Annotated in this window: 20 protein-coding genes; 14 read left to right on the top strand and 6 right to left on the bottom strand. The window is 63.9% G+C overall.

Annotation, left to right across the window (positions count from 1 at the left end; translation table 11 throughout):
* Positions 1 to 6: 6 nt before the first annotated feature.
* Complete coding sequence (locus ACWNC0_RS14875; RefSeq protein ID WP_449472646.1) at positions 7 to 999, bottom strand: ABC transporter permease; 993 nt, start codon at positions 997 to 999, stop codon at positions 7 to 9.
* 331 nt (positions 1,000 to 1,330) lie between these two features.
* Between ACWNC0_RS14875 and ACWNC0_RS14870 the strand changes: the two genes are divergently transcribed.
* Positions 1,331 to 2,734: an MFS transporter gene (locus ACWNC0_RS14870; protein ID WP_449472644.1), complete on the top strand. Its 1,404-nt coding sequence runs from the start codon at positions 1,331 to 1,333 to the stop codon at positions 2,732 to 2,734.
* Positions 2,735 to 2,770: 36 nt separating this feature from the next.
* Here ACWNC0_RS14870 and ACWNC0_RS14865 read toward each other — a convergent pair whose 3' ends face one another.
* Positions 2,771 to 4,381: an ABC transporter substrate-binding protein gene (locus ACWNC0_RS14865; protein WP_449472643.1), complete on the bottom strand. Its 1,611-nt coding sequence runs from the start codon at positions 4,379 to 4,381 to the stop codon at positions 2,771 to 2,773.
* Between the two features lie 313 nt (positions 4,382 to 4,694).
* Between ACWNC0_RS14865 and ACWNC0_RS14860 the strand changes: the two genes are divergently transcribed.
* The 8 genes from ACWNC0_RS14860 (at position 4,695) to ACWNC0_RS14825 (ending at position 12,148) form a co-directional block, all read left to right on the top strand.
* On the top strand, positions 4,695 to 5,369 hold the full coding sequence (locus tag ACWNC0_RS14860; RefSeq protein ID WP_449472641.1) for a cupin domain-containing protein: 675 nt from the start codon (positions 4,695 to 4,697) through the stop codon (positions 5,367 to 5,369).
* Between the two features lie 82 nt (positions 5,370 to 5,451).
* A complete protein-coding gene (locus tag ACWNC0_RS14855; protein WP_449472639.1) occupies positions 5,452 to 6,384 on the top strand; it encodes a LysR family transcriptional regulator in 933 nt (310 codons plus the stop codon).
* Between the two features lie 201 nt (positions 6,385 to 6,585).
* On the top strand, positions 6,586 to 7,080 hold the full coding sequence (locus ACWNC0_RS14850) for a VOC family protein (protein WP_449472637.1): 495 nt from the start codon (positions 6,586 to 6,588) through the stop codon (positions 7,078 to 7,080).
* A 33-nt stretch (positions 7,081 to 7,113) separates the two neighbouring features.
* Entirely contained in the window at positions 7,114 to 7,569 is a 456-nt protein-coding gene (locus ACWNC0_RS14845) for a VOC family protein (protein ID WP_449472635.1), read from the top strand.
* Between the two features lie 33 nt (positions 7,570 to 7,602).
* Positions 7,603 to 8,574 (top strand): fumarylacetoacetate hydrolase family protein, encoded by a 972-nt coding sequence (locus ACWNC0_RS14840; RefSeq protein WP_449472634.1) that lies wholly within the window; start codon positions 7,603 to 7,605, stop codon positions 8,572 to 8,574.
* Between the two features lie 27 nt (positions 8,575 to 8,601).
* Positions 8,602 to 9,660, top strand: coding sequence for a fumarylacetoacetate hydrolase family protein (locus tag ACWNC0_RS14835; protein ID WP_449472633.1), 1,059 nt, complete (start codon positions 8,602 to 8,604; stop codon positions 9,658 to 9,660).
* Between the two features lie 37 nt (positions 9,661 to 9,697).
* Entirely contained in the window at positions 9,698 to 10,621 is a 924-nt protein-coding gene (locus tag ACWNC0_RS14830; protein ID WP_449472631.1) for a PDR/VanB family oxidoreductase, read from the top strand.
* A 75-nt stretch (positions 10,622 to 10,696) separates the two neighbouring features.
* A complete protein-coding gene (locus ACWNC0_RS14825; protein WP_449472629.1) occupies positions 10,697 to 12,148 on the top strand; it encodes an aldehyde dehydrogenase family protein in 1,452 nt (483 codons plus the stop codon).
* On the opposite strand, the gene ACWNC0_RS14820 is transcribed toward ACWNC0_RS14825, so the two are convergent.
* Complete coding sequence (locus ACWNC0_RS14820; RefSeq protein WP_449472627.1) at positions 12,127 to 13,137, bottom strand: LysR family transcriptional regulator; 1,011 nt, start codon at positions 13,135 to 13,137, stop codon at positions 12,127 to 12,129. The genes ACWNC0_RS14825 and ACWNC0_RS14820 overlap by 22 nt on opposite strands.
* A 352-nt stretch (positions 13,138 to 13,489) precedes the next feature.
* Between ACWNC0_RS14820 and ACWNC0_RS14815 the strand changes: the two genes are divergently transcribed.
* The 5 genes from ACWNC0_RS14815 to ACWNC0_RS14795 all read left to right on the top strand — a co-directional run bounded on the left by ACWNC0_RS14815 (position 13,490) and on the right by ACWNC0_RS14795 (position 23,031).
* Positions 13,490 to 15,856 carry a TonB-dependent receptor gene (locus tag ACWNC0_RS14815; protein ID WP_449472625.1) on the top strand — a complete coding sequence of 789 codons (2,367 nt, stop codon included), beginning with the start codon at positions 13,490 to 13,492 and terminating at the stop codon, positions 15,854 to 15,856.
* Positions 15,857 to 16,437: 581 nt separating this feature from the next.
* Positions 16,438 to 17,022 (top strand): RNA polymerase sigma factor, encoded by a 585-nt coding sequence (locus tag ACWNC0_RS14810; protein ID WP_449472623.1) that lies wholly within the window; start codon positions 16,438 to 16,440, stop codon positions 17,020 to 17,022.
* Positions 17,019 to 18,014, top strand: coding sequence for a FecR family protein (locus ACWNC0_RS14805; protein ID WP_449472621.1), 996 nt, complete (start codon positions 17,019 to 17,021; stop codon positions 18,012 to 18,014). The genes ACWNC0_RS14810 and ACWNC0_RS14805 overlap by 4 nt, the downstream gene beginning before the upstream one ends.
* Before the next feature lie 83 nt (positions 18,015 to 18,097).
* Entirely contained in the window at positions 18,098 to 21,019 is a 2,922-nt protein-coding gene (locus ACWNC0_RS14800) for a TonB-dependent receptor domain-containing protein (RefSeq protein ID WP_449472619.1), read from the top strand.
* Positions 21,013 to 23,031: an Atxe2 family lasso peptide isopeptidase gene (locus ACWNC0_RS14795; RefSeq protein ID WP_449472617.1), complete on the top strand. Its 2,019-nt coding sequence runs from the start codon at positions 21,013 to 21,015 to the stop codon at positions 23,029 to 23,031. Before ACWNC0_RS14800 ends, ACWNC0_RS14795 begins: the two co-directional genes overlap by 7 nt.
* Here the strand turns inward: ACWNC0_RS14795 and ACWNC0_RS14790 are convergent.
* The 3 genes from ACWNC0_RS14790 to ACWNC0_RS14780 form a co-directional block, all read right to left on the bottom strand.
* Positions 23,026 to 24,000, bottom strand: coding sequence for an asparagine synthase-related protein (locus ACWNC0_RS14790; RefSeq protein WP_449474630.1), 975 nt, complete (start codon positions 23,998 to 24,000; stop codon positions 23,026 to 23,028). The two genes, ACWNC0_RS14795 and ACWNC0_RS14790, sit on opposite strands and share 6 nt — an antisense overlap.
* Before the next feature lie 762 nt (positions 24,001 to 24,762).
* On the bottom strand, positions 24,763 to 25,422 hold the full coding sequence (locus tag ACWNC0_RS14785) for a lasso peptide biosynthesis B2 protein (RefSeq protein WP_449472615.1): 660 nt from the start codon (positions 25,420 to 25,422) through the stop codon (positions 24,763 to 24,765).
* A gap of 48 nt (positions 25,423 to 25,470) precedes the next feature.
* Positions 25,471 to 25,590 carry a benenodin family lasso peptide gene (locus ACWNC0_RS14780; RefSeq protein ID WP_449472614.1) on the bottom strand — a complete coding sequence of 40 codons (120 nt, stop codon included), beginning with the start codon at positions 25,588 to 25,590 and terminating at the stop codon, positions 25,471 to 25,473.
* Between the last annotated feature and the right edge of the window lie 15 nt (positions 25,591 to 25,605).

Below are 25,605 nucleotides of genomic sequence, written 5' to 3'. Positions count from 1 at the left end.
CGGACCTCACAGTCGCACCCGTGGATCGAGAAGGCCGTAGACGAGGTCGATCACGATGTTGATCAATACGAAAGCCAGCGCGAGGAAGGTCACGATGCCCTGAACCATGATGGCGTCACGGGTGGTGATCGCGCTGTTCAACAGGCCACCGATTCCGGGTAGCGCGAAGACCGTTTCGACGACCACCGAACTGCTGAGCGTCGCGCCGAGCTGCAGCCCGACCATCGTGACGAGATTGAGGCTGGACGGCCGTAGCGCGTGGCGGAACAGGATGGCGGCGGGCGACAGCCCCTTGGCTTTCGCCATGGCGATATATTCCTCCTGCAGGGTCGCCATCATGTCGGCCCGCACGATCCGAAGCAGAAAGGGGGCTTGCGTGGCGCCGATGGCGAGCGCGGGCAGGGTGAGCGACATCAGGTTCGCGCCAAGCCCGTTCGAGAGCGGTACGAAGCCGATCGCCGGGAACCAGCCGAGCTTGAGCGCGAAGACGAGAACGAGGCCGATCCCGAGGACGAACACGGGGATCGACAGCAGGGCGAAGGACGCCAGCGTCACGATCCGGTCGAATGTCGAATGTGCGCGATAGGCGGACCAGATGCCGAGCGGAACTGCGATCGACAGCGCGACCAGTTGGCTCAGGAGAACGAGCTCGAGGGTCACCGGTAGCCGCTGCATGATCGCTTCGAAAACCGGCTGGTTCGTTGCGACCGAACGCCCGAGGTCTCCATGGAACAGATCGCCGAGCCAGTTCCAGTAGCGGATGGGAAGCGGGTCGTTGAGGCCGAGCTGCGCTTCCATGGCGGAGCGCGCCGCGGCGAGCGCCTCGGGCGACATACCTTCGGCCGGCACCATCGCATCGACGATGTCGCCGGGCAGCAGATTGAGCAGCATGAAGCTCGAAAAGGTGACGAGCAGCCCCACGAGCAGCAGGTGCGTCAATCTGGATTGTAGTTGCCACAGGCGGTTACCGCCTGTTGATCCCGATGGTCCGCCCGTCATCGCATGTCCTTCCCGCAGTCTCGGTGCATTCTCCGGTGACGTGTCGGGCCTTGGCGGGCAAAGTCGATCCGTACCGGGAGCATTTGTCAAAGCGGTAAGCGATCGGCGAGGGCCAAGGAAATCGCATCTCGCAATCCCAACTATGTGGTCAGACGATGACGCCGCGATCGTCGCCCCGCAAATGCTGAGCGCATAGCTTCACGCGATTCCTGTCATTCGACAGTCCAATTTCCGCGCCGCTTGCGGGCTTGTTAGGCGCTTTACACGAAGCAGCTCACCGAAAGACGTTCTTCATGCCCAGCCCTCGCGATCGATCGACCGCCCCGTCGTCATGCCCGCAACCGCGCTGGACGCGATGAGCGCATCGGCCCCCGCCATCCCCGCGGCGTCCGGCGGCGGATTGCCGCTGCCGCGCCGCTATGTCGCGATCTTCGCCATTTCCTGCGGGGCCGGTGCCGTCGTCCTCGACGCAACCGCACCCGTCGTCGGCTTGCCCACGATCGCGGCCGCGCTCGATGTCGACAATGCGGCGACAACGCTCATCGTCGCCGTATACCAGCTCGTGCTGGTCGCGACGCTGCTTCCCTTTGCGGCGCTCGCCGAGCGTGTCGGGTGCCGGAAGCTCTATTGTACCGGCCAGCTCCTTTTTGCCCTTGCGAGCCTCTTGTGCCTGTTTGTCCACTCGCTGCCCGCGATCCTCGCGCTCCGTTGCCTGCAAGGACTGGGGGCGGCCGCGACGTTGAGCAGCGCCGGGGCGCTCATGCGGGCCATCTATCCCGCCGGACAGCTCGGTCGGGGCATGGGACTCCAGAGCACGATCGTTTCGCTTGCCATGGCCGTTGCGCCAACTTTGGGCGGCTTCGTCCTCAAATTCGCTTCCTGGCCGTGGCTTTTTGCGTGTGCCGCGCCGCTGTCCGTCGTGACGCTGGCGTGCGCGCGCGCGCTGCCCGCGCTCGAGGGGCACGACGAGCCCTTCGACTGGCTCGCAGCGGCAACAAATGCGCTGTTGTTCACCTTGCTGATGGGAAGCCTGCAGCTCATGGCGCATGGGGAACTGCCGTTCCTGGCATCGGCGATGGCGGCGTTGGGGCTCGTGGTCGGTTTCTTTTTCGTTCGCAATCAGCTGCGGGCGCGTAGACCGGTCCTGCCGGTTGATCTGCTGCGCGAGCCGCGACTGGCGTTCGCTTGCTTGACCGCGCTCCTGACCTTCACGGGCACGATGGTGATGTTGCTGACCCTGCCGTTCCGGCTCGCCGACGAACTTTCGCTCGATCCGGCCACGATCGGCATGGTGATGATGGCTTATCCAACAATGACCATGCTGCTCGCACCCGTCTCGGGCATCTTGTCCGACAAGGTCCGGCCCAAGATTCTTGTGACTCTCGGGCTTCTGACCAGCGCATCGGCGCTCCTGTCACTCGGATTCCTGTCCGACGACCGGGCGACGGCCTGGACTTTCGGACTGCATCTCCTCTGGCTGGGTGTAGGATTTGGCTTCGCCATGACCGCAAACGCCCGCAGCATCATCGATGCCGTGCCGCCCGAGCGAACAGCATCGGGCGGCAGTATGATTTCCTTTACCCGGATGACCGGACAATCGCTTGGCGCGGCTAGCGCGGCGATCCTGCTGGCCGGGAAGGCAAACCATAGCGGTCTCCCGGCTTTGCTCGCGGGTTTCCTTCTGCTCGGTGCGGCCCTGATGAGCCTGTCGCGCGGAGGCAAGGCAAAGGCCTGATCCGACTCGAACAGGCCCCGCCGGAACGGAGCCGATCTAGCGGATGCGCGCCTTATAATATTCGGCGTCGGCGCTCGTCAGTGTCCGGGGACCTTCGACCGACTTGCGCATCACCACGGCATTGGGCGCGAAGGTGAAGCGGATGAAGGGGAGTTCGTCGGCGAGTATCTGCTGATATTGGCAACTCGCGCGATAGAGGCTGTCGCGGTCGTGGGTCGCGATGATCTGTGCGATGGCATCGTCGATCGCCTTCGAGCGAATACCCATGGGGTTGGCGCGATTGTCCGAAGCAAGATCGAGGTCGACCAGCAGTGGATTGCGGTTCGATCCGCCCGGCCCGTACCACATATCGAACGCGCCGCTGCTGGCTTTGCGGTAAAAGCCGGGCCCGGGCGTCTCGACCTCGAGTGCGACGTCGATTCCGACATCTTTCCACATGGCCTGAGCTATCTCCGCGAACTTCGAAGAAAAGGACATGATGCCGAGCCGCAGTCGCACCGGCTTACCATAGGCCTTGAGAAGTGCGCGCGCCTTTGCAGGATCATATTCGGGATAGCGAATGCCGGGACAATACCAGGCGCTGCGCTTACCATAGGCATCGGTCGCAATTTCGGCGAGCCCTTGGCTCCAGATCTTGTTTGCCGCCTCGCGGTTGAGCGCATAGGCGAGCGCCTGACGCACCCTGATATCGGCGAGCGGGCCACTGCGCGTGTTGAGGTTGATACGGAAGCCCTGAAAGTCGGGCTGGCCGACGATCGTCTTGACGTCGGGATCGCGGAGCGCGCGCACCACCGTCAGGTCGTCGGCGGCATAGAGCATGTCGATGTCGCCGGCCTTCAGCGCCACATAGCTCGCGAGACCTTCGCCCATCACATGATAGGTGATGCGGTTCAGATGCTGGACCGACGGATTCCGGTAATAGGGATTCTTGACATAGGTGAGCCCGACCCCGGTGCGGAAGCTTTCGAGCATATAGGGGCCGGTGCCTACGGGCTTCAGGTCGAAATCGGGATCGTCGCCATGCGCGAGCGTGTGTTTCGGCGCGTTGATCCCGAACCAGGCGATGCCCGGCGTCGCCATCATGATTTCGAATTGCGGCTTGGGGGAGGCGAGTTCGAACCGCACCTCCAAGGGGCTGATCGCGGTGACACCGACGATGCGGGCACCGAGATTGTTGAAGACGACGCCTGACATCGGCGATTTCATCAGCCGCGCGAAATGGACGACATATGCCTCTGCGGTGAAGGGTTCGCCATTGGAGAAGCGCACATTGGGCCGGAGCTTGACGGTCCATATCCGGCCGCCCTCGCTGCTCGTCGCGGAAAGGCCGAGATTCGGCGTGACCTTGCCCGTCTTCGGATCCATGTCGAACAGCATCTCGTAGACCGGCATCTGGGTCTGGATCGACGCCTTGGTCGCCGAAGGGCGCTTGAGTGCGTCGTAGCCGCCCGGATCGCGATTGAGGTAGACGTTCAACGTCCCTTTCTCGGCGTCCGATTTTGCCCGCTGACCACACCCGGTGAGCGTGGCGAGCATCAATGCACTGGCGATGCCGGCGCGCAGCAGCGGGCGGGCCGCAGGGAAACGGTGCACGCGCGTCGCGCAGCACGCCTCGGTGCCAACCTCCGGACGACCAACCTGCCTCATTGTCTCCATCTCCACCCGATCTCATTTTTCTTGCCTCGCGCCGCGTCGCAGCCGGAAGCTTTCACGCGGGTGATAGTGGCAAGCGCAAGACGACTGAAATCGCTTCTCGCAATTGCTGACATCCCGGCCCGCAATATCGGGACGCCGGGCACCGGCAATCTCGTCGCACAACTATCGGAAATTCCGATCTCTGGGGCTGGAAATGCGATTTCTCGTCGATTGTTGGCCGGGCTAACCGGAGTAGCGAAGGGCAATCGATCGCCAGTCCCATTGGGTGACGGCGCCGTGGGCCCGGACATGAAGGAGAAAGCCGATGGCTACAGCGCAGATCGCCGAAGCGAATGAAATGTCGAACGGAAAGCGGCCGGACGGACGCCCGAAGCAACTCGAGGTGACTCCTGGCAATGTGTTCAACCTCGGATTGCCGTTCGTTCTGCAAAACCAGTCGCTGTTCAACTTCTGGGACGCCCAGTCGGGTGAGCATTTCGTCCAGCTCGAGGGCAAATATTATGGCTGGGACAATTCGACGGTCCAGATTTCGGAAATGGGACCGGGGCAGGGGCCGCCAATGCACCAGCATCCGGTCGAGGAGATTTTCGTGCTGGTCGAGGGCGAGTGCGCCTTCGGGATCGGCGACGAGGTTTTTCACGTCAAGGCACCCGCTCTTGTCCGTGTTCCGCCCAACACGCCCCACAACATTACGACCCTCGGAAAACGCAACCTGCTGATCGACTTCTTCCCCTCGAACGGCACGGGCGGGATGGTCGTCGACCTCCCCGATCCCTTCGGCCATATCAAGGGCAGCGCGACGAACGAAAAGACCGCGATGCTCGCGAATTTCCGCAAGATTCTTGAGGATTTCGACGCGGACGGTGACGGGCGCCTCTCGCGCGAGGAAGCGCCGCTCATGCTCAAGGGCATGTTCGACCGCTACGATAGCGATCATGACGGCTTCATCTCGATGGAGGATGCCGAGAACTGGTTCTAGGCATGCGTCCGCGCGTCCGGAAAATTGGAGATCGCGGCCAGGGGGCTAGGGCGTCGGCCCGGCGGCCGAGGTAGCCACCGGCATGGCCCGCCGCGACCTCAATTTGATGGCGGCGCTCGACGCGCTGCTGCGTGAACGCAATGTCACGCGCGCAGCGCACGCACTCCATCTCAGTCAGCCCACGATGAGCGGCCTGCTGCAGCGGCTGCGCGATCTGTTCGGCGACCCGCTGCTGGTGCGCGTCGGCCGCGAATACGAACTCACGCCTCGCGCTCAGGAGATGTCGGGCGAACTGCATCAGGCGTTATTGACGCTCGATGCGATCCTTGCCTCGGGGCGTTCGCCCGACCTCGCCGGAACCCGGCGCCATTTCGTGATTATGGCGTCGGAGTTCAGCGCGGGCGCGCTTCTTCCCGAACTGTTCGCGCGCGCGGCTGAGGTCGCGCCAGGCATGACTTTCGAAGTCACCGGGATCGCGAATGCGATCGACAGTGTTCATGGCGGGCGGGCGGACCTATGCCTAATGGGGGCCTCGGTAGCGGGAATGCCGCTGCGGGCCGCCGAGGCGGTTCGTACCCAGGTGCTTTTCGGCGATTCCTATGTTTGCCTGGTGCACCGCGACCACCCAGTGGGCTCGGAGTTCACACGCGACGACTATCTATCCTTTCCGCACATCGCGATCCGTTTCGCGGGCAGCGCCTCGACCCTCGAAGAGCAAGCCGCGACGCCGGATCTTCCCGCGGTCGCGCCGCGCATTCTGCTACCGGGTTTCGCGGCCGTCGCGGCATTTCTCGCCGATCGGCGCTCGCTGGTCGTCGTACCGCGCCGCGTCATGGTTTCGCTTGATCGCGCGGCGAATGTGCGAGCCGTCGAGCCGCCGGCACCCTTCGGTACGCTCAAGCTGCGCATGCTCTGGCACGTGCGACATGACGGAGATCGTACGCATCGCTGGCTCCGCCGACAGGTCATCGATATCGCACGCCGACCTGAAGATGACCCGCCGCCGCGGCGCTGAATCCCTCTGACAGCGCGCGCCGTATATCCCTTCACGATGGCTGGCATAGAATCATGCGATTTGTGGCTGCGGACATCGCGGCATAGATACTGCGAAATGATTCACAGGGTTTGGCTCTGTTCCGTTCGTATTCAATGATCATGATTGGCAGATCTAAGTATGATCGGACGTAAGTCGTCCCATTTTCTGCGGAGGGATATTATGTCGCAGGCAGATGTAAAAGAGGACGGTGCCGTCAACTCGCTCGTGAAGCCACTTCGCCTTGCTCGCGGGACATCCGTTACTACCGATATGGCAAAGACTCGTCGATTTCACGAGGAATTTCTTGGCCTCGAATGTGTGGAATATGCGCCCGGCGCGATGCTAACGCGCGACTTCGGCGAGAAGCCGGGCGGTCGGCTCGACGGCGGTGATTATTGGGTTCTCGACACAAGGCTCGTCGACCGGATCGAGCAGCCGCAATGCGCCTGGAATCATTGGGGGATCGATGTCGGCACCCCAGCCGAAGTCGATGAGGCGCATCGCGTCGCGAACGAGCAGAAGGACTATTACGGCCTCGACGTGATCGAGGAGGTCCGCAACCAGCACGGATCCTATTCCTTCTACTTCTCCGACGTGATGGGGAACTGGTGGGAGGTGCAGTGTCCGATGCGCAGTGCCGAGCAGCTCGCCGAGGCGCGCCAGGCTTTCCTCTAAAACTAAGCCTCTACGTCATCATTGGGAAAAGCCATGCAAGCAACAAAATTCGCAAGCCCGGTGTGCAAGGCGCACGCCTTTTCGCACGGAACGCTCGAGGTCGCCAATCTCGACCGGACCGGTGAGTTCTACACCGAGTTTCTCGGCATCGGCTGGCACCGCCAGGCTCGTGTTGCGGGGGGATTCAGCAGCGGTTCGACAGGATGGTATGTCGCCTGTCTCGGCATGCCGACCGGGATCACCGTCGACCAGACCCGCGACTATCGTTGGGTTCTAGCGCTCGGCAGCCCCGAGGCAGTCCACGACGCGCATGCCAAGGCGCTCGCCAATCAGGAACGCTATTCCATTCAGGTCATCGAAGATGTCGTGCCGAGCGACATCGGCGGCGAATCCTTCGTGATCCGCGACGCCAATGGCTGCTGGTGGGAATTCGAGCATCGTCCGGCCAATTGCTACGACGATATTTTCGCGGCGGGTGAACACGCCTGACAAGCGGCAACGGACAGCGATCCGGGGGATAAAATGAAACTGCTGACAATCGATGCCACCTCCGGCCCGCGCGCCGGGGTGGTCGTGGACGACGATGTCCTCGACCTCGAGGCCGCCTTTGCCCATTGGGGCATGATTCCCTGGGCGCCCGTCGATGTCGGGGCGGTCCTTGCGCTCGGCGACGAGGGTCTCGCCCATATTTCGCGCGTGCTCGTCAAGCTTGCCGAGGCTGACGCGGCGCAGCGCGCGCTTCTGGTCGATCGCGGAATATTGCGTCCGCTTGACCAGGTCCGGCTGCGTACGCCGATCCTGAAGCCCGGCCTCATCATGCTGGCGGGGCGTTCCTATCATTCGCATATCGACGAGATGGTCCGCAAATATAAGTTGGCCAACTCGATTACGCCCGAAGAGCCCAATGCCTTCACCCAGAGCCCGAACAGTCTTGCGGCAAGCGGCGATGCGATCCGCATTCCTGGCGGAGTCGAGATGCTCGACTATGAAGCCGAACTCGCGGTCGTCTTCGGCCGGCGATGCCATCAGCTGAACGAATCCGAAGTGATGGCGACTGTCGCAGGCTTCGTGCTCATGAACGACGTGAGTGCGCGCGACTGGAATGCCAGTGCGCGTCGTCCCGACGGCACCACCGACTTCACCAAGATCCGGCTCGGCAAGCAGTTTCCGACCTTCTGCCCGGTCGGGCCCTGGGTCACGACGATCGACGAGTTTGCTGATATCGACGACATTGGCTTCACCTGTGCGGTGAACGGTGAGATCGTCCAGCAGGGCCATACAAGCGATCTCGTCTTTTCGGTCGTGGAGACGATCGCGCATTATGCGCGCTGGCATGTCTTCGAGCCGGGGGACATCTTCTCGATGGGAACCCCCGCGGGTGTCGGGGTCGCAAGCGAACCGAGCCGCTTTCTCGGCGACGGCGATGTCATCGAAATTTCGTCGCCGCTTCTTGGCACCCTGCGCAATGTGGTCGCCACCGCGCCGGGCGGATAAACAGACACTTAGAGGAGAGAAACGATCATGCGCCTGGTCACGATCGACGATTTACCCCATTCACGCGCCGGCCTCATTCTAGGAGACGAGGTGCTCGGCATCGCGCACGGCCTAGCCACCTTCGGCCTCGTGCCCTGGGCCCCGCTCAATGTCCTTGAAATCCTCCAGGCAGGCGACGCGGCGCTTGGCCTGCTGCGCCAGCTGGTAGACCGGTTCGGAAAAGCGTCCGACACTGAGCTCGGGCGGCTCCGGCAGCTTCGCGGCTTGACGCAGCTCGCCGACACGAAGCTTCGCGCGCCGATCGAGCGGCCGCGTATCCTGCTTTCGGGCGGCGGGCAGTTCCCGTCGCATATGGAAGAAATGACGCGGATGATCCGCGGCGACCAGCCGGCTCCGCCGCCGGCGCCCAAGGGCGTCGACCAGGGCTATGCGTCGCGCCGCCGGCCGAGCGCGCATCTCAAGACGCTGGGCGGCATCATCGGACCCGAAGACCCGATTCTCCTGCCGTCGCGTGCGCCCGCCATGGTCGATTGGGAAGCCGAGTTCGCGGTCGTGTTCGGTAAGCGTTGCTTCAACGCGACGGTCGAGGAAGCGGCCGACGCGATCGTGGGCTTCACCTTCATCAACGATCTGGGTCCGCGCGATCCGGCGATCGGCAGCTTCGAGGCCGTCAAGGCCGGAAAACCCATGGACTTCACGCAGATCGGCCTTGCCAAGAGCCTCCCGACGATGTGCCCGATCGGCCCCTGCGTCGCGACGCGCGACAGCGTGCCCGAACCCGACAAGCTCCGGTTCTGGCTCAAGGTCAACGGCGTCGTCATGCAGGACGCCAATACCGATGAAATGACCTTCTCGGTCGCGCAGCTCGCGTCCGAAATGTCGCAATGGTATGGCTTCGAGCCCGGCGATATCCTGACCATGGGGTCGCCAGCCGGCGTCGGCTTCGCGCTCGTTCCGCAGCAGTTTCTCAAGGATGGCGACATCGTCGAGATCGGCGCCGACGAGATCGGTGTACTGCGCAACCCGGTTCGCCTCGGCGAAGGCCCTGCCGAGTTGCTCTGGCCGCTGCCGGCCGCGGCCGCCTGAGCGACCGATGTCCGGGCCCGAGAAAATTGCGTGCACCGTGGCCTCCATATTGGAGGTTACGGACGATATCCGGCTGGTCGAACTCGTCGCGCGCGATCGCGGACCGCTGCCCGGCTGGAGTCCCGGCGCGCACATTCGCGTCGCGGTCGGCGACGGGACGACGCGCGCCTATTCGTTAATGGGTCCTGCGTCCGAGACCGATCGCTACCACATCGCCATCCGGCGCGATGCTGGCGGAACGGGCGGTTCGCTCTGGATGCACGCGCTGAACGCCGGCGACGAGGTGGAAATCCTCGCGCCGCGTAACGATTTTGAATTGGCGGCGGGCGCCGGATTCACCACGCTGATCGCGGGCGGGATCGGCATCACGCCGATCCTGTCGATGGCGCGGACCCTGCATGCACGCGGAGCGGCGCTTCGCCTCATCTATTGCGCGCGCTCGGCAGACCATGCGGCCTTTGTCGAAGAGCTCAGGGTTCTGCTCGGCGACCGGCTGATCGAGCATTATGACGGCGGCGATCCGGCGCGCAATTACGATTTCGCGACGCTGCTTCGCGAGCGCGGGGCGAGCGAGCATCTCTATGTTTGCGGTCCGGCGGGCCTGATCGAGGGCGTCGTTGCCGCCGCCGGCCACTGGCCCGAGGGCACGGTCCATCTCGAACGTTTCGTCAACGGCGAGACCGCGGGAAGCGAAGGCTTCGACATCGTTCTTGGGCGCAGCGGCGAGACGGTGCATGTCCCGCCGGGCAAGTCGATCCTGCGCGTGCTCCTCGATCGCGGTATGCCGCTCGAATATTATTGCGAGGCCGGAAATTGCGGCCTGTGCACGACGGATGTGCTGCAGGGCGCGATCGAGCATCACGACATCGTGCTCACCGACGAGGAAAAAGCCTCGCAGACGCTCATGCAGATCTGCGTTTCCCGGCCCGCGCCGGGTGAGACGCTCGTTCTCGATCTCTGATCGGGCCTCCGCCGCGGCCGCGTCCTCGACCTGGCGGCGTCCGCACATCTTCCTTCTCCTGTTACGAGAAATGGCATGACTGAACTTTTCGCACGATATGGCCATTTCATCGATGGAAGCTGGCGCGCCGCCGCAGATTATGCGCCCAATATCAACCCTTCGGACCTCGGAGATATCGTCTGTGAATACGCCCTCGCGGATACCGCCTCCGCCGAAGAGGCGGTCGATGCGGCAGACCGGGCCTTTTCTGACTGGAGCCGGAGCTCGATCCAGCAGCGCAGCGACATACTCGAGCAGGCTGCGTCGCTCATTTTTGCCGAGCGAGCCGCAATCGCGACCGTTCTCGCCCGCGAGGAAGGGAAAACCCTTGCCGAGGCGCTCGGCGAAACCGTCCGGGCAGGCCAGATCTTTCGCTTTTTCGCCGGAGAGGCCCTGCGTATTCCCGGCTATCTCGGTGCGTCGGTACGGCCGGGAATTCGGGTCGAGGTCACCCGCGAGCCGGTCGGCGTCGTCGCCCTGATCGCGCCCTGGAATTTCCCGATCGCGATTCCCGCCTGGAAAGCCGCCGCGGCGCTTTGTTACGGCAATAGCGTCGTGCTCAAGCCTTCCGAATTTGCCCCGGCAACTTCCTGTCTGTTAGCCGATATTCTCGCACGCGCCGGGCTTCCCAAGGGCGTCTTCAATCTCGTTAACGGCCGTGGTGGCGCGGGCGCGGCGATCGTCGGCGCGCCGGCGGTGCGGGCGATCAGCTTCACCGGCTCGGTTGCCACGGGCAACGCTATCCTCGCCGTCGCTGCGGCGGCGGGCAAGAAGGTGCAACTCGAAATGGGGGGCAAGAATCCGCTCGTTATTCTTGCTGACGCCGATCTCGAAGTCGCCGTCGATGCGGCGTTGCAAGGGGCCTTCGGTTCGACCGGACAGCGCTGCACGGCGTCGAGCCGGCTCATCGTCGAGGATGCGATCCATGACGCTTTCGTCGACCGGCTTGCCGAGCGGTTGGTCGCGTTCCGTGTGGGACCGGCGCTTGATGAGGCAAGCTGCATGGGGCCGATCGCGACCGCGCCGCAATGCGAGAAGGTCGAACAGGCGATCGCGCAGGCGCTGGGCGATGGTGCGCGGATCGCCTTCGGCGGCAACCGGCTCGGTGCCGCGCCGAACGGCTATTTTTTCGAACCGACGCTCTTTGTCGATACGCACCCGGAGATGGCGCTCAACCGCCGCGAGATTTTCGGGCCGGTGGCCAGTGTCCTACGCGCCCGCGACTATGACGAGGCGCTCCATCTCGCCAATGACACCGAGTTCGGCCTTTGCGCCGGAATAGCGACGCGCTCGCTGGCGAGAGCGGAGCATTTCAAGCGTTCTGCCGCAGCCGGGATGGTGATGGTGAACTTGCCGACTGCCGGGGTCGACTATCATGTGCCGTTCGGCGGCACGAAGGGATCGAGCTATGGCCCCCGCGAACAGGGCACGGCGGCTTGCGAATTCTATACGCAGGTCAAAACCGCCTATGTTCGCGCGGAGACGTGACGACTGGCTTCCGAGGCCATATCGGTTGAACTTGGCCGCGGCATCCACAATGGCGGGCGCATCGTCGTCGTTTCGGCGGCGGCGGCCCGCGCTTCCTCGATCATGCACTGGCGCAGCCAGCTATGAGCCGGATCGTCGGCGTTTCGCGCGTGCCACAGCAGCTTTTCCTCGGTGGGCGGAATATGGAAGGGCGGTTCCAGAACGCGAACGGCATTGGCTCTGCTCACATGTTCGGCGAGCCGTCGCTGGATGATCCCGATCAGCCCGGTGCCGGCGACGGTATAGGGAATGGCCATGAAATCGGCGACGGTATAGACGGGGCGATAGCTCTCGCAATGTTCGCGCAGCGTGGCTTCGACGATCGTCGTGACATCGCCTTCGAGCTGGACCGCGACATGGGGATATTCGAAGAGCGCTTCGATCGAGACCTTTCCGGTCAGCGGATGAGCGGAATCGACGACGCAGACGAAATCGTCGGTGAAGAGGACCTCGCTGTTCAATATGTCGGCGCGGGGATCGCGATGAAATAAATTCCAGTCGTCGGTGCTGATCACCAGGTCGATGTCGCCCTCGATCAGATGATCGATCGGGGCGGCGATCGGCTTGATCTCGAGACGAATGAAGGGGGCTTCCACAGCGAGGCGCCGGATGACGCGGCTCAATAACGCGATGCGGCCATAATCGGACGTCATGACCGAAAAAGTCCGGCCGTCGGTCGCCGGGTCGAACTGCGGGCAGGTGAGCATCACCGATTGCACCGTGAGCAGCGCTTCGCGCACCGGAATGGTGAGCGAGCGGGCGAGGGGAGTCAATTCGAGCTGCCGCCCGACCCGGACAAGCAACTGATCTCCGAATTGATGCCTCAGACGCAACAGCATACCGCTCATCGTCGGCTGCGAGACGTTGATCTTCTCGGCCGCTCGGGTGACATTGGTTTCGCTGAGCAGCGCGTCGAGCGCGCTGAGCAGGTTGAGGTCAAACCGTGCCATAGGGCAATCCCATCTCCATTCCTTTTCCGCCGTCTTAGCGGCAGTTGTTCTTTCGGTTTCCGACCCGAAATCCACCATCCGGCGACCAGCGCAGAGGCGTTGCGTACATGAGAGATGTCTCATGCTCCGGGCCATATGTCGAACCGTTTCAGATTTGCAGAATGGCCGATGCGGCGCTCTGCAAATAGTAGCTTTTTCGAATGGCTGCCATCGGCCGGGCCGATATGAAGTGACCCGATACCTCGCATCGAACAGTGCGATTTCCGGCGCTTTGAAGCATCTGATACCTGCGTCCTCACAATCGGAAACAAGACAACCCGGACAGGGTGAAGTCATTGGGAGGGGAGAAATTATGCTCTATATGAAGCCGCCTGCGCGGCGTTGCCACCTCATGCTGCGCGTCAGCACTTTTGGATTGGCGCTCGTTCTGGCGACGGCCGCCCATGCGCAGGACGCCAATAATGGCAGTTCGCGTTCGGAGGGCGCGCAGGATCAGGAGGGCTCCTGGATTCAGGATATCGTCGTCACCGCGCGGAAGCGCGAGGAGTCGATGCAGGAGGTGCCGATCTCGGTTACCGCCTTTTCGGCCGAGCAACTCGCCGGGCAGCGGGTTCTCGACATCAAGAATCTTGGTGAAATCACGCCGGGTCTGATCTCGGCCGGTGATAAGCAGCGCGGTTTTCCAGTCATCCGCGGTATTACGACCCGTTCCCCCAATGCGGGTGCCGAAGGCGCCGTCGGCCAATATGTCGACGAAGTCTATCAGCCGCGCTTCTCCAACCAGTTGACGGCGCTTCTCGATCTCGAGCGCGTCGAAGTGCTGAAAGGGCCGCAAGGTACGCTGTTCGGGCGCAACACGGTCGCCGGCGCAATCAACTATGTGACGAAGAAGCCGGGGAACGATACCGAGGCCTCGCTGAGTGCCGGGCTTGGCAACTATAATCTCTTCGAGATCCGCGGTTCGGTCTCGGGGCCGCTTGCGCAGGACAAGCTGGCTGCAGGCCTTTCCTTCATGGCGTTGTCGAACGATGGATCGCTCAAAGGCGTCAACGTCAACAACCAGGTAATCGGCGATGACGGCCGCTCGGACTATGGCGTCCGCGGCACGCTGCGCTGGACGCCGTCGGACAGTTTCGAGGCGAATCTGTCGGCAATGCGCGTCCGGACCAAGTCGGCGCAAATCGAGCTTACCGAGGGGAATCCCTCGGGCCCGACGGCGCCGCCGCTCGTGCGCCTGCGTCTCTACACGCCCTCGACCTTCGTCGCCGACTATCGCGACTATCGCGTCGGCATGACCGATGTCGGGACGCTCGACCGGACGGCGGACCAGTATACGCTGCGTACCGACTGGAATCTCTCGGACGATCTCACACTGACGACGCTCACCGCTTACCAGCGTTTCAAGCAATATCTCGTGGTCGACGCCGATATCGAGGTCAAGTCGATCGCGACCACCACGTCGCGCGAACATTCTGACACCTTCAGTCAGGAAATCCGTCTAGCGGGTGACGGTGATGTCTTCCGCTGGAACGTCGGCGCGAACTATTTCTATGACGATCATTATCGCAGCGACGATGCCGATTTGACCACGCTTCCGGCCCCCTTCGCCGTGCACATCTTCAGCTCGACCGACGTCAAGACAACCAGCTATGCGGTGTTCGGCCAAGGCTATTTGTCGCCTGTCGAGGGGCTGACGATCACTGCGGGCGCGCGCTATTCCTATGACGAGCGCGATTATCGCAAGATATCGCGGCCCGGCAACGCTTCATTCGGTGATACCTATGATTCCGAACTGGTGCCGGCATGGAATACCAACCCTCATTGGGACGCCATCACCTGGACGGGTGCGATCGACTATAAGTTCGACAGCGACAAGATGATCTATGCCAGCGTTTCGCGGGGGTACAGAAGTGGCGGCATTCAGGGACGCGCGCAGACGCTCATTACCGCAATGGCCAACTACGGGCCTGAATATGTGACCCAATATGAGGTCGGCGCGAAAACCGAATTCTTCGACCACCGGCTCCAGCTCAACGTCTCGGGCTATTATATCCCTTACCGCGACGTGCAGGTCAGTCAGGCCCAGATCACGACCTTCTTCGGGGGAGCGGCGATCCAGAATGCCGCGTCGGCCCGGGTCAAGGGGATCGAGGCCGAAGCGAAGCTTCAACTCGGTCGCGGGCTGCGCCTCGAGCTTGGCTATGCCTATAACGACGCCCACTTCAGGAGCTATCAGGCCTCGGACAACATCCCTGCCTCGATTGCGGCAGTCCGCGGCTGTCCCGCAGTCTATGGATGCATTGCGGCCGATTATATCTTCGACGGCTCACCCTTCGAATTCGCACCGAAGCACGCTGTTACGGCTGCTGCCAACTATCAGGTCGAGACGGCCGGCGGATTCAAACTGAAGTTCCGCGGCGAATATAACTGGAAGAGCAAGTTCCTGCTCAATACGCTGCCCGCGAGCTATCTGACGCGCACCGACGACTTCCTCGAGGCCAAGTTCCTCCAGCAGCCCGCCTACGGCCTGTTGAACGCCTTCTTCACGATCGACTCGCCGGACGACCATTGGTCGGTATCCTTCTGGGGGCGCAACCTTGCGGACAAGAGATATCTGATCCAGGGCAGCGACCCGCGTACGGTTGGCAACGGGCAGTTCAGCAAGTTCGTTTACGGCGACCGGCGGACCTATGGTGTCAACGTGACCTGGCGCCTTTGATCGGCGTGCGGGCTGGCGCATGAGCGCCGGCCCGCCGGCGACCGGGGAGGGGGCTCTTCCGCAAATTTGGTTCATTCCCCGCCGCCGACCCAGCCCTGTCGCCGTATCGAGGCCGTCGTGCCTTGAGGGCGTCGTGAGGCACAAAGAGAGCCCGTGCGATGATTGACGAACCGGGATGACCGGGTGGCCGAGGCGTATGTCCAGGCCCTGACGGGCTAAAGGCCTTGGCACATGCTCAAGCATGTTTCGTCACCCGGCGTCCGTCGATTCACATCGGCTTGCAATGCAGCGGCGTCGATCTATGCTGCATCCGTGCGCTTCCTCGAAGGACGCACGAGGCAAGATTGCCGCGCAAACGGGAAATTGGGCCGGAGCATCTTGTTTCCGGGCCGCAGCCGCGAATGTCCAGGCCGCTCGGGCGGTTAAAGGCGGCAGCGCATGTTCCGGGCCGGCGTCTGACAATCGGCAATGCCGGCTGGCCTCCATACCGGAGAGCTGCCCATGGTTTTGGGCCTTCCGATCGCGCGTCCGGAGCGCAATCGATACCCGGGACGCGCTGTTCGTGTGCCCAAGGTGCATTCATGCGCCTGAATCCCGCTCCCGATCGTCCGGGCATCGCCCTCGTCGCGGAGTCGGATCCACTGCCGCCTGACGACCGGCGGCTGCGGGTGCGCGGCGCCTTCCTCGACAGGCTCTATCGTGTGCATCATGACGGGCTGTTACGCTTCATTCGCCGCCGGATGCGCGACGAGCAGGCGCAGGACGTCGTCCAGCGGGTCTTTTGCCGGCTGGCGGGGTTGACCGAGGGGGAGCAGCAGGAAATCGTGGCGCCGCGTGCTTATCTGAGGCGGGCCGCCGACAATATGCTTCGCGACGATGCGCGGCGGGACGAACGGCGCTCGGCCACCCTTCATCTGGCCGAGGACGAGGTGGCTCTTCGATCCGGCGATCAATGGGCGGCGCTTGAGGCGCGCGATCGATTACGGCGCCTCGAAGAGGCGCTTCTGCGCCTCAAGCCGCGGACTCGCGAAATATTTCTCGCGCATCGGCTCGATGGCTATAGCTATGCGGAAATTGCCGCCCGCACGGGATTGAGTATCAAAACGGTCGAAATGCACATGACGCGCGCCATCGCCTATCTCGATCAGTCTCGCGTGAAGCCATGACGGATTCTGCGCGCGGAAAGAACGGACGCAGCGCGGCGGAGTGGTTCGCGGTCATGCGAGGACCCGATGCCGACGCCCTGCGCGGCGCATTCGAGGACTGGCGCGCGTCGCCGGCCAATGCCGACGACTATGCGCGGCTGGAAGCAACCTGGGACGAGAGCCGGTTTCTCGCCAACAGCCCGGTGGGCCGGGTACGCGACCTTTCGCGGGCGCGGCGAAAATATCCGCCTGCCGCACTGATGGCAGCCGGGATCGGGACGTTCACATTGCTTTCTGGGGCCCTGATGGCCGAGCAGATGGGATGGCTCGGGCCGACGACCATCCATTCGTCTGCACCCGTCGAGCTCGCGGCAGGCAGGACTGTCCGGACGATCCGGCTGTCCGATGGTTCGCGCGTTACGCTCGATCGCGGGGCTGCGCTCAGCGATCTCAGCACGGCGGACGAGCGGCGCTTCGTTCTCCTGCACGGACGCGCACGGTTCGAAGTGGCGCATGATGCCGCTCGTTCCTTTACCGTCGACGCCGGCGATGGTCGCGTTGTCGCGCATGGTACGATCTTCGACGTGGGAATCGAAGGCGAGGGCGTCCGTGTCATTCTTCTGCGAGGATCCGTCGAGGTTCGCGACCGCGATACGAGGAAGCCGACCGCGGGTGTATCGCGCTTCCTCGCTCCGGGGGAGCAACTGCTGGTGCATCATGGCGAAGTAGGTCTGCCGTCGCGGGCAGGCGCTGGCCTTTTGTCCTGGCCCGGCGCGATGATCGACTTTGACGACATGCCGCTCGGAGAGGCGATCGCCATGTTCAACCGGACGAGTATGCGGCCGGTCCGGCTGGAAGGCGAAGGACCCGCCTCCCGGCGCCTTTCAGGCGCGTTCCGGCGCGACGATCCCGAAGGGTTCGCGGACGCGCTCGCAGTCAGCTTCGGGCTCGAGGTGAAGCCCGGCGCGGATGGAGGCATCGTCCTGCGCACAGCCGCACGGCAGGGTCAGTGAAAAAGTCACAGGGTTAATTTCGCCGTCGGCGTCTCAGCGGTCGAAGGGGGCACATCAGGTGTCCGCTCGATCGGGAGATTGTGATGCGAAACGGGGATTTCTTGTTCTTCTTGATGGGATCGGCGGCGGTGCTTGCGCCTGCGCCCGCTCTGGCCCGGGAGGAGGTGCGGCAGCAGCTCCGCCTGCCCGAACAGCGGCTCGACGTGTCGCTGCGCGTGATCGCGACCCAGTTCGGCCGCAACATCGGCGTGCCGTCCGAGCTTGTGGCGGGCCGAAGCGCGCCCGCCATCGAAGGGCTCTACAGCTTCGAGGAAGCGGTCGCGCAGCTCCTTCGCGACAGCGGCCTGACGGCAGTACCGGCGGGGCGGGGTTTGGTCGTGCGGCGTGGCCGGGCAGCGGTCATGCCCGACGCCGAGCCGCAATCGGGCGATGACGCCATCGTGGTGACCGGTAGCCGCATTCGCGGCGTCGCGCCCGCGGGGGCGCGCGTCGTCTCGATCGACCGCGGCGATATTGACCGGAGCGGCTATGCGACGACGCAGCAGATCGTGCAGGCGCTGCCGCAGAATTTCGGCGGCGGCCCGAACGAGGGGACGACAGGCTTCACCGATCGCAACAATGCCGGGGCAAATCTCGGACTCGGTTCGAGCGTCAATCTGCGCGGGCTGGGAACGACCTCGACCCTCACGCTGGTCGATGGCAATCGCATCGCGCTGGGCGGGGTTTCGGGAACATTCGTCGATCTCTCGCTGATCCCCTCTTCGGCTATCGAGCGGATCGAAGTCCTCGCCGACGGCGCCTCCGCCATTTACGGTTCGGACGCGGTTGGCGGTGTGGTCAATGTCAGGCTCCGCAATCGCTTTAAGGGTGCCGAGAGCCGGGCTCGCTTCGGTTCGGCGGACGGGTTCGACGAATGGCAGGTCAGTCAGCTCGCCGGCCTGGGCTGGTCGAGTGGAAGCCTGATGCTCGGCTATGAACATTATCACCGCGGCAATCTCGCGGCGGCGGACCGCGACTTTGCAACCGAAGATCTGCGCGCTTTCGGCGGCCCCGATTATCGCAAGACATTCGCCAATCCGGGGACGATCGTTGCCGCCGACGGGCGGGTCTTCGGCATTCCGGAGAACCAGGATGGCACGAGGCTGACGGCGGACCAATTGCGCGCCGGGCAGCCCAACAAGGCCGATGGGCGCGCCAACAGCGATATCCTTCCCCGTCAGAACCGGCACTCGGTCGTCGGTGCCTTGTCCCAGGATCTGGGGTCATGGCTCCGGTTCACCGCACAAGGCTTTTTCGCCGATCGGCAGTCCGTCATTCGAACGCCGCCGAGCAACCGCGGCAATATCGCCGTGCCGACGACCAATCCCTTTTACGTCGATCCGATCGGCACGGGCAGGCCGGTCATCGTCAACTATTCGTTCGAACGGGATCTGGGCATCAAGACCAATCACGCCTCCGCGCGCGCCTATAGCGGCGTTGGCGGCCTCGAAGCGACGCTGGGAGAATGGCGCGCCAGTCTCGGCGGTTCGTACGGCGAACAGCGCGACGAGCTGCTCACGACGAACGTACCCAATTATTACTGGCTGGCCCAAGCGCTGTCGGACACCAATCCGGCAACCGCCTATAATCTCTTCGGCGACGGATCGCACACTCCGAGGGCAACGATCGAGAAGGTTCGCGGTTGGTATGAAACCATCGGTGAATCGCGCATCTGGTCGGCTGCGTTCAAGGCGGACGGCCCCCTGATCCGCCTGCCCGGAGATGTCGCCCATCTCGCCGTCGGCGCGGAATTCAGGCGTGAGCACTATAATGGAACAGGCACGAATTATGATGCGACGGCCACGCCCGTCGATGCCGGATCGGCCGGCTTTCCGATCGGCCGTTCGGTGGCGGCCGCCTTTGCCGAATTGGCGTTGCCGCTCGTTCGCCCCGAGATGAACATTGGCGGCGTCGAAGCGCTCGACATATCCGTGGCCGGACGCGCCGAGCATTACAGCGATTTCGGAACGACGTTTAATCCGAGGTTGGGGCTAAGCTGGCGAACCGGCGGCGGCGTGGCTCTTCGCGCAAATTACGGGCGATCCTTCCGCGCGCCCGGTTTCCTCGACATTCGGACCGGCAAGGGGACCGCCTCTATCGCGCCTCTTTATGTGCCGGACCCGGCGTCCCCGACGGGGCGAACGCCGGTCCTCGCGCTGTTTGGAAACACGCCCGATCTCGGGCCCGAAAGGGCGCGCACCTGGACGATCGGGGCGACGCTGACGCCCGATCAGATTCCGGGCCTGCGTCTCGACTTCGGATATTTCAACATCGCCTATCGAGATCGCATCGGCAGCGCCGGCATCAATTATCTGTCGTTCCTGTCCAACCGGAGCGTCTACGGCGAACTCATCAACGACAATCCGGTGCCGGCGGATGTCACAAAATATTATACCGACGAGAATTTCTTCAATCCATTCGGTATCGCGCCGGGCGACGTCCGCGCCATCATCGACGGGCGGACCCGTAACCTCTCGTCGGTCGACCTCGAAGGGCTCGACTTCGACCTCGGCTACACGCACGCCGGTTCGAACGGCTCGCTCGAGTTCGGTATCAGCGGGACCTGGCTGCTGCGCAACAAGCAGAAGATCACGGCGGGGTCTCCGAAGGTCGATATCCTCTCGACGATCGGCAATCCCGTCGACATGCGCCTGCGCGGACGTTTCGCCGTGGTGCGGGGGCCTTGGTCCGCAGCGGCTTTCGTCAACCACACGGCCGGATACAAGAATAATGGCGTCGTTCCGGTCGAGGCGGTATCGAGCTGGACCACCGTCGACCTGAATCTGAGCTATGACCTCGATCGGCTGTTGGCCGGGACGCGCATTTCGCTGAGCGCGACCAATTTATTCGACCGACGGCCGCCCTATGTGAATATCCAAACCCTGGCATCCGCATCCGGCTTCGACCCGGAAAACGCGAGCGCGGTCGGGCGTCTTCTTGCCGTGCAACTGGTGAAGTCATGGTGATGGCGGGACTGGGCTGGGCGGCGCTTGTCGCGGTGGCGGGCAGCGGCACCGCGACGCCGACAATTCGCGAGATGATCGAGTTGACCGACCTGTCGAGCGTGGCGGTTTCGCCCGACGGGACACTTGTCGCCTATCGGGCCGAGACCGCCTCGATCGAACGCAATGCCCACGATCTCGGCTGGTATGTCGTGGCGACCGACGGCAGTGCGCCACCGCGTCGCATCGCCGACGCGGGCGAGGGGGATTGGCCCGACGGAACCTTCGCGGCCGAGCCGCCCGTCTGGACGGCGGATTCGCGTGCGATCGTCTATCGTGCGCTTCGTGATCAGGAGATTCAGGTCTGGCGAAGCCGCGCCGACGGATCATCCACCGAGGCGCTGACCAGCGATGCCGCGAACATCCGCGCGTTCGCGCTGTCGCCGGATTCGCAGAAGCTGATCTACCGGGTCGGCGCGACCCGCGACGCCATCGCAAGGGCGGAGCGGCGGGAATATGATGACGGGGTGCTGGTCGACGCCCGCGTCGACCCCTCCCGCCAACTGTATCGTGGCTCGCGGATCGACGGGCGTCTAGCGACCGATCGTATCACCGGCTTCTGGTTCGCGCATGGCGGCCTGCTTGCCGATACGCCGCCCGTCGATCGCACCATCGATCTTGCAACAGGCTCGATCGAGGCTGCGACGGCATCGGAAGCGGCGCGGATCGAAACGCGCGTCAAACCCTTCGACAAGCTCGGCGACCGCCATATCCTCGCCGCCGAACCCTCGGGCGACGGTCGCGGCACCGCTTATGCGCTGAGCGAAGAAGACCATGCGGTGCTCGCGGTCCTGCGTCCCGGAGAAACCACGCCGCGTCTCTGCGCTGCGTCCGAATGCAGGCAGTTGATCCGCAGCCTGGCATGGCGCGGGAACGAGGACAGCGTGCTGTTCGGGGTGAGCGACCTTGCGACCAACCAGACGCTCTATCTGTGGACTATCGCGGACGGCCGGGTTCGCCGTATCGGCGGCGGGGTCGGCCGTTTCAATGGCGGACGCGACGACCGGCGCGGATGCGCGGTCGATGCGTCGGCCGCTTTCTGCGTTGCCGCTTCGGCGAACATGCCGCCCCGGCTCGTGCGGATCGACCTCGATACAGGCGAGACGAAAACCCTTGCATCGCCCAATGCCGGGCTCGAACGCACCGATACGCTGCAGTTCGAGCAGATGAGCTGGACGGACCCGTCGGGCCGCGGTTTCACTGGTCAGTTGATGCTGCCGCGGGGCCGGCCGCGCGGCGCGCCGCTGTTCGTGACCTATTATGTCTGCGACGGATATCTGCGCGGAGGTATCGGCGACGACTTCCCCCTGCGCCAGTTCGCCGATGCCGGCATTGCGGTGCTGTGCGCCAACCGGGTACCGACCAAGGCGGGGCTCGGCGATCAGGTTGCCCAATATGAGATCGCGCAGGCCGGTATCGGTGCGGCGATCGACACGCTGGCGGCACAAGGGCTGATCGATCCGGCCCGTGTCGGCATGGGCGGGCTGAGCTTCGGCGGCGAAACCACCATGTGGATCGCAACCCATTCGTCGAGGCTGTCGGCGATTTCGATCAGCAACTCGCTCCTGTCCGAAACCTATTATTGGTTCAACGCGATCGCCGGTCGCGAAGTGCCCGACATATTGAAGAAGGTCTGGAACATCGGACCGCCCGATATCGATCGCGCTCGCTGGAAAAGGCTGGCGGCCACGCACAGGATCGACAAGCTGCAGGCGCCGCTGCTGATGCAATTGCCTGAACGCGAGTTCCGCAGCAATGTCGAGATCGCCGCGCGGCTCGGGCGTGCGGGCAAACCGGTCGAGCTCTGGGCCTTTCCCTACGAGACCCACATCATGTACCAGCCGCGGCACAAGCGCGCGGTCTATGAGCGCAACCTCGACTGGTTCCGCTTCTGGCTGCAGGGCCATATCGATCCCGACCCCGCCAAGGCCGATCAATATCGCCGATGGAAGGCCATGGCGGCGGCAAGATCATGACGATCGAGCCCGCACGCCGCGGGCCCAGGCCTCGGTGTCGGCGATCGGAAGCAGATGATAAAAGAGACTGTCCCGATTGCCGAAGGGGCGAGTGAGATAGGTTTCGATCATGGCCCGGTCGAGCAGCCCGGCATCGGCGAGGACTCCGTCGAGCAGGAATGACGTGAGCCGATCGCGGTTTTTGTCGAAAATGCGCGCGCAAAAGGCATCCATCGAGCCTTTTGTGCGGCGCGTGACGATTGCCTCGGGCAGCGATTGCCCGAAGGCATTGCGGGCGACGGCCCGGTCATGGCCGCCCCGCACCCAGAGCCATGTCGGGATCGCCAGACAGGCTTCGACGACGGGCTGGGCGAGGAGCGGATAGAGCGACGGAGCGGTTTGCTGCCGCGCATAGCCGTCAAGATGCGCGTTCGCCGCGATGATCGCGCGGACATGCGCGCGGGTGCCGGGCAAGGCGTGATCCGGTTCATCGAGCCACGGGTGCCGGGGCGGCGTTTCCGGCAGACGGCCCGTATCCAGAAACCGGCTATTGCGCGCCCATGGAAGCTCCGGTTTTCGACGGCGGAGCTGCTTGAGCATCAGCCGCGTCACGTGCCAGGCGTTGGTGCAGTGAACGAGAGCGATGTCGCGCACGATGGCGGCAAGGGCTGGGCGCGGCCCATGCGACCTCAGATAATCGGTGGCGGGGACGGCGCTGCTGAGCGAGCAGAAAACGCAGTCGCCGCCGGTGCCGCTGACATAGGCCGTCGCATTCGCTTCTTTCGCGAGATTCTCGAACAGCATGTCCGCCGAACGCAACATGGCGGGCAGGCCCGGCCGTACCGTCAACGAAGGAACGTCATCGGTCAGATCGATCGCCTCTTCGACCTGCGCTTCGTGGAGCGCGATCGCACAATGGCCCGCGATGGCGCGCGCATAGTCCCGTTCGTCGCCGCCGGGATCGGGGGTGGCGAGGTTGAGCGCGACGATCTCCCGGCGGGCTTCGGACAGGGCGGCGGCGATGATCGATGAATTCGAGGCCGCCCGACAGTTCGAGCAAGACCCTGTCGGCGGGGCGGATGAGGGCTTCGATCGCCTGCCGTACCGCGCGCGAGACGAGCCTGGTCGCCTCCTCCATCATGGTGATACGCCGTTCCGGCGCGGCAAAGCGCCATGGCGTCCAGAGGCTGTGCGTCGATGCGGTCGCGCCGTCGAGCCGAAGGACTTCGCCCGGCATGATCTCGTCGACGCCGGCGAGACCGGTCGCCGCGGACCGCAGGTGCAGGAATGCGAGATGATGGGCGACGAACGGCCAGTCGATGGCGGGGCGGACAAGCCCATAGTCGAGCGCGATCTCGATATCGGACGTCAGATACGTCACGGGACCATGACGGATGCGATAGGCATGCAAGGTCCCCGACGGCGCGCGGATCGCGCGGAGCTCGGGTCCGGCGGACGGCTCGCACAGGCAAAGATAGTCGCCCCAATAGTCGTCGATCAGCGGCCGCCCATCACTCACGAAGATCGAGGCTGGCAGGGCTTCGATCTCATGGCTGCCTGCCTTCGCGAACAGGCGGCCGATCAGGAGTCCCGAGCCATTGCCGGGAAGGACGGGTGTCCCGTCTCCCGTCAGCACCGTCATGTGAGCGCCTCGATATGCGGGGGCCAGCGGCGGCGAGCCGGCTCGCGCAGCCAGTCTTCCGGCGGCGCCGGTTCCGAGGGGATCCAGGACGGCGAGGTAGCGCGGTTCGATCACAGGATCAAAATGGGCGCGAATGCGCGTGTGTGCCCGACCGCATCGTTGAGGACCCTGTCGCCGCTCTGCGACCAGCAGTGCGCGGCGAACGGGACCGGCACGACGCCGAAGACGAAATCGGGAAAATGCCCGCGTCGCGCGGCATATCGGACGAAGGCGAGGGTATCGGGCAGGCATTTGGCAGTTAGCGGGAGCAGGCCGCGGCTCGCGTGAAATCGCCGGGCCAGCAGGTCGAGATCGCCCAGGGCAGGGCATCTTCTTGCGCGCGCATGGCGCACCTCGTCGACCACCTTTCTTATGCCCGCCCGCCGGACCGTGTGGCGGGCCGCGACCAGCAAGGCCGCCACTTCGGCGAGGTCCGCGAGGCGCACCCGGTCGCGCCGGTCCGGTTGCTCGATGGCGCTGCTGCGTCCGCGTGGCAGGGCGGGCCGCCGGGGTTCCGCGGCTTCGCGCGATCGCTCGATCAGCCCAAGTCGGCAAAGCTGTTCGATCGCGTCGGGATGGGCCGCGCCCGCTCTGGTCCCGCATATCCAGTCGAGCACAAAAGCCGCTCCGCGCCCGACGCGCCAATAGCGATCGCGGTGGATGTCCAGCACGATCGCGCCATCGCCGAAGCTGTGATGGGATATTCCGGGCCGAAGGCTGAACCGCTCCATCGCAAGGACACCGTTGGCGGGCGGACCGGAGCCCGCCCGCCCATCGGCTCAGTCTTCGTTGTCGATGCCGAACGGCTTGCCGATGACCGACAGCTCGAGCTGCTGACCATCGGGGCCCTGCGTCTCGACGCTTGCCGCGCCGAGATCGATCAGTTCTTCACGATCCATGAGGCTTCTCCTCGA

It is taken from the genome of Sphingobium chungangianum, from assembly GCF_977014255.1.
Note: the sequence above shows the minus strand (reverse complement) of the source record. Positions and strands in the feature narration are given on the sequence as shown.

What these genes read in the sequence shown, in the direction of transcription:
- ACWNC0_RS14875 (WP_449472646.1), bottom strand. Translation starts at nt 999, where the DNA reads ATGACGGGCGGACCATCGGGATCAACAGGCGGTAACCGCCTGTGGCAA.
- ACWNC0_RS14870 (WP_449472644.1), top strand. Translation starts at nt 1,331, where the DNA reads ATGCCCGCAACCGCGCTGGACGCGATGAGCGCATCGGCCCCCGCCATC.
- ACWNC0_RS14865 (WP_449472643.1), bottom strand. Translation starts at nt 4,381, where the DNA reads ATGAGGCAGGTTGGTCGTCCGGAGGTTGGCACCGAGGCGTGCTGCGCG.
- ACWNC0_RS14860 (WP_449472641.1), top strand. Translation starts at nt 4,695, where the DNA reads ATGGCTACAGCGCAGATCGCCGAAGCGAATGAAATGTCGAACGGAAAG.
- ACWNC0_RS14855 (WP_449472639.1), top strand. Translation starts at nt 5,452, where the DNA reads ATGGCCCGCCGCGACCTCAATTTGATGGCGGCGCTCGACGCGCTGCTG.
- ACWNC0_RS14850 (WP_449472637.1), top strand. Translation starts at nt 6,586, where the DNA reads ATGTCGCAGGCAGATGTAAAAGAGGACGGTGCCGTCAACTCGCTCGTG.
- ACWNC0_RS14845 (WP_449472635.1), top strand. Translation starts at nt 7,114, where the DNA reads ATGCAAGCAACAAAATTCGCAAGCCCGGTGTGCAAGGCGCACGCCTTT.
- ACWNC0_RS14840 (WP_449472634.1), top strand. Translation starts at nt 7,603, where the DNA reads ATGAAACTGCTGACAATCGATGCCACCTCCGGCCCGCGCGCCGGGGTG.
- ACWNC0_RS14835 (WP_449472633.1), top strand. Translation starts at nt 8,602, where the DNA reads ATGCGCCTGGTCACGATCGACGATTTACCCCATTCACGCGCCGGCCTC.
- ACWNC0_RS14825 (WP_449472629.1), top strand. Translation starts at nt 10,697, where the DNA reads ATGACTGAACTTTTCGCACGATATGGCCATTTCATCGATGGAAGCTGG.
- ACWNC0_RS14820 (WP_449472627.1), bottom strand. Translation starts at nt 13,137, where the DNA reads ATGGCACGGTTTGACCTCAACCTGCTCAGCGCGCTCGACGCGCTGCTC.
- ACWNC0_RS14815 (WP_449472625.1), top strand. Translation starts at nt 13,490, where the DNA reads ATGCTCTATATGAAGCCGCCTGCGCGGCGTTGCCACCTCATGCTGCGC.
- ACWNC0_RS14810 (WP_449472623.1), top strand. Translation starts at nt 16,438, where the DNA reads ATGCGCCTGAATCCCGCTCCCGATCGTCCGGGCATCGCCCTCGTCGCG.
- ACWNC0_RS14805 (WP_449472621.1), top strand. Translation starts at nt 17,019, where the DNA reads ATGACGGATTCTGCGCGCGGAAAGAACGGACGCAGCGCGGCGGAGTGG.
- ACWNC0_RS14800 (WP_449472619.1), top strand. Translation starts at nt 18,098, where the DNA reads ATGCGAAACGGGGATTTCTTGTTCTTCTTGATGGGATCGGCGGCGGTG.
- ACWNC0_RS14795 (WP_449472617.1), top strand. Translation starts at nt 21,013, where the DNA reads ATGGTGATGGCGGGACTGGGCTGGGCGGCGCTTGTCGCGGTGGCGGGC.
- ACWNC0_RS14785 (WP_449472615.1), bottom strand. Translation starts at nt 25,422, where the DNA reads ATGGAGCGGTTCAGCCTTCGGCCCGGAATATCCCATCACAGCTTCGGC.
- ACWNC0_RS14780 (WP_449472614.1), bottom strand. Translation starts at nt 25,590, where the DNA reads ATGGATCGTGAAGAACTGATCGATCTCGGCGCGGCAAGCGTCGAGACG.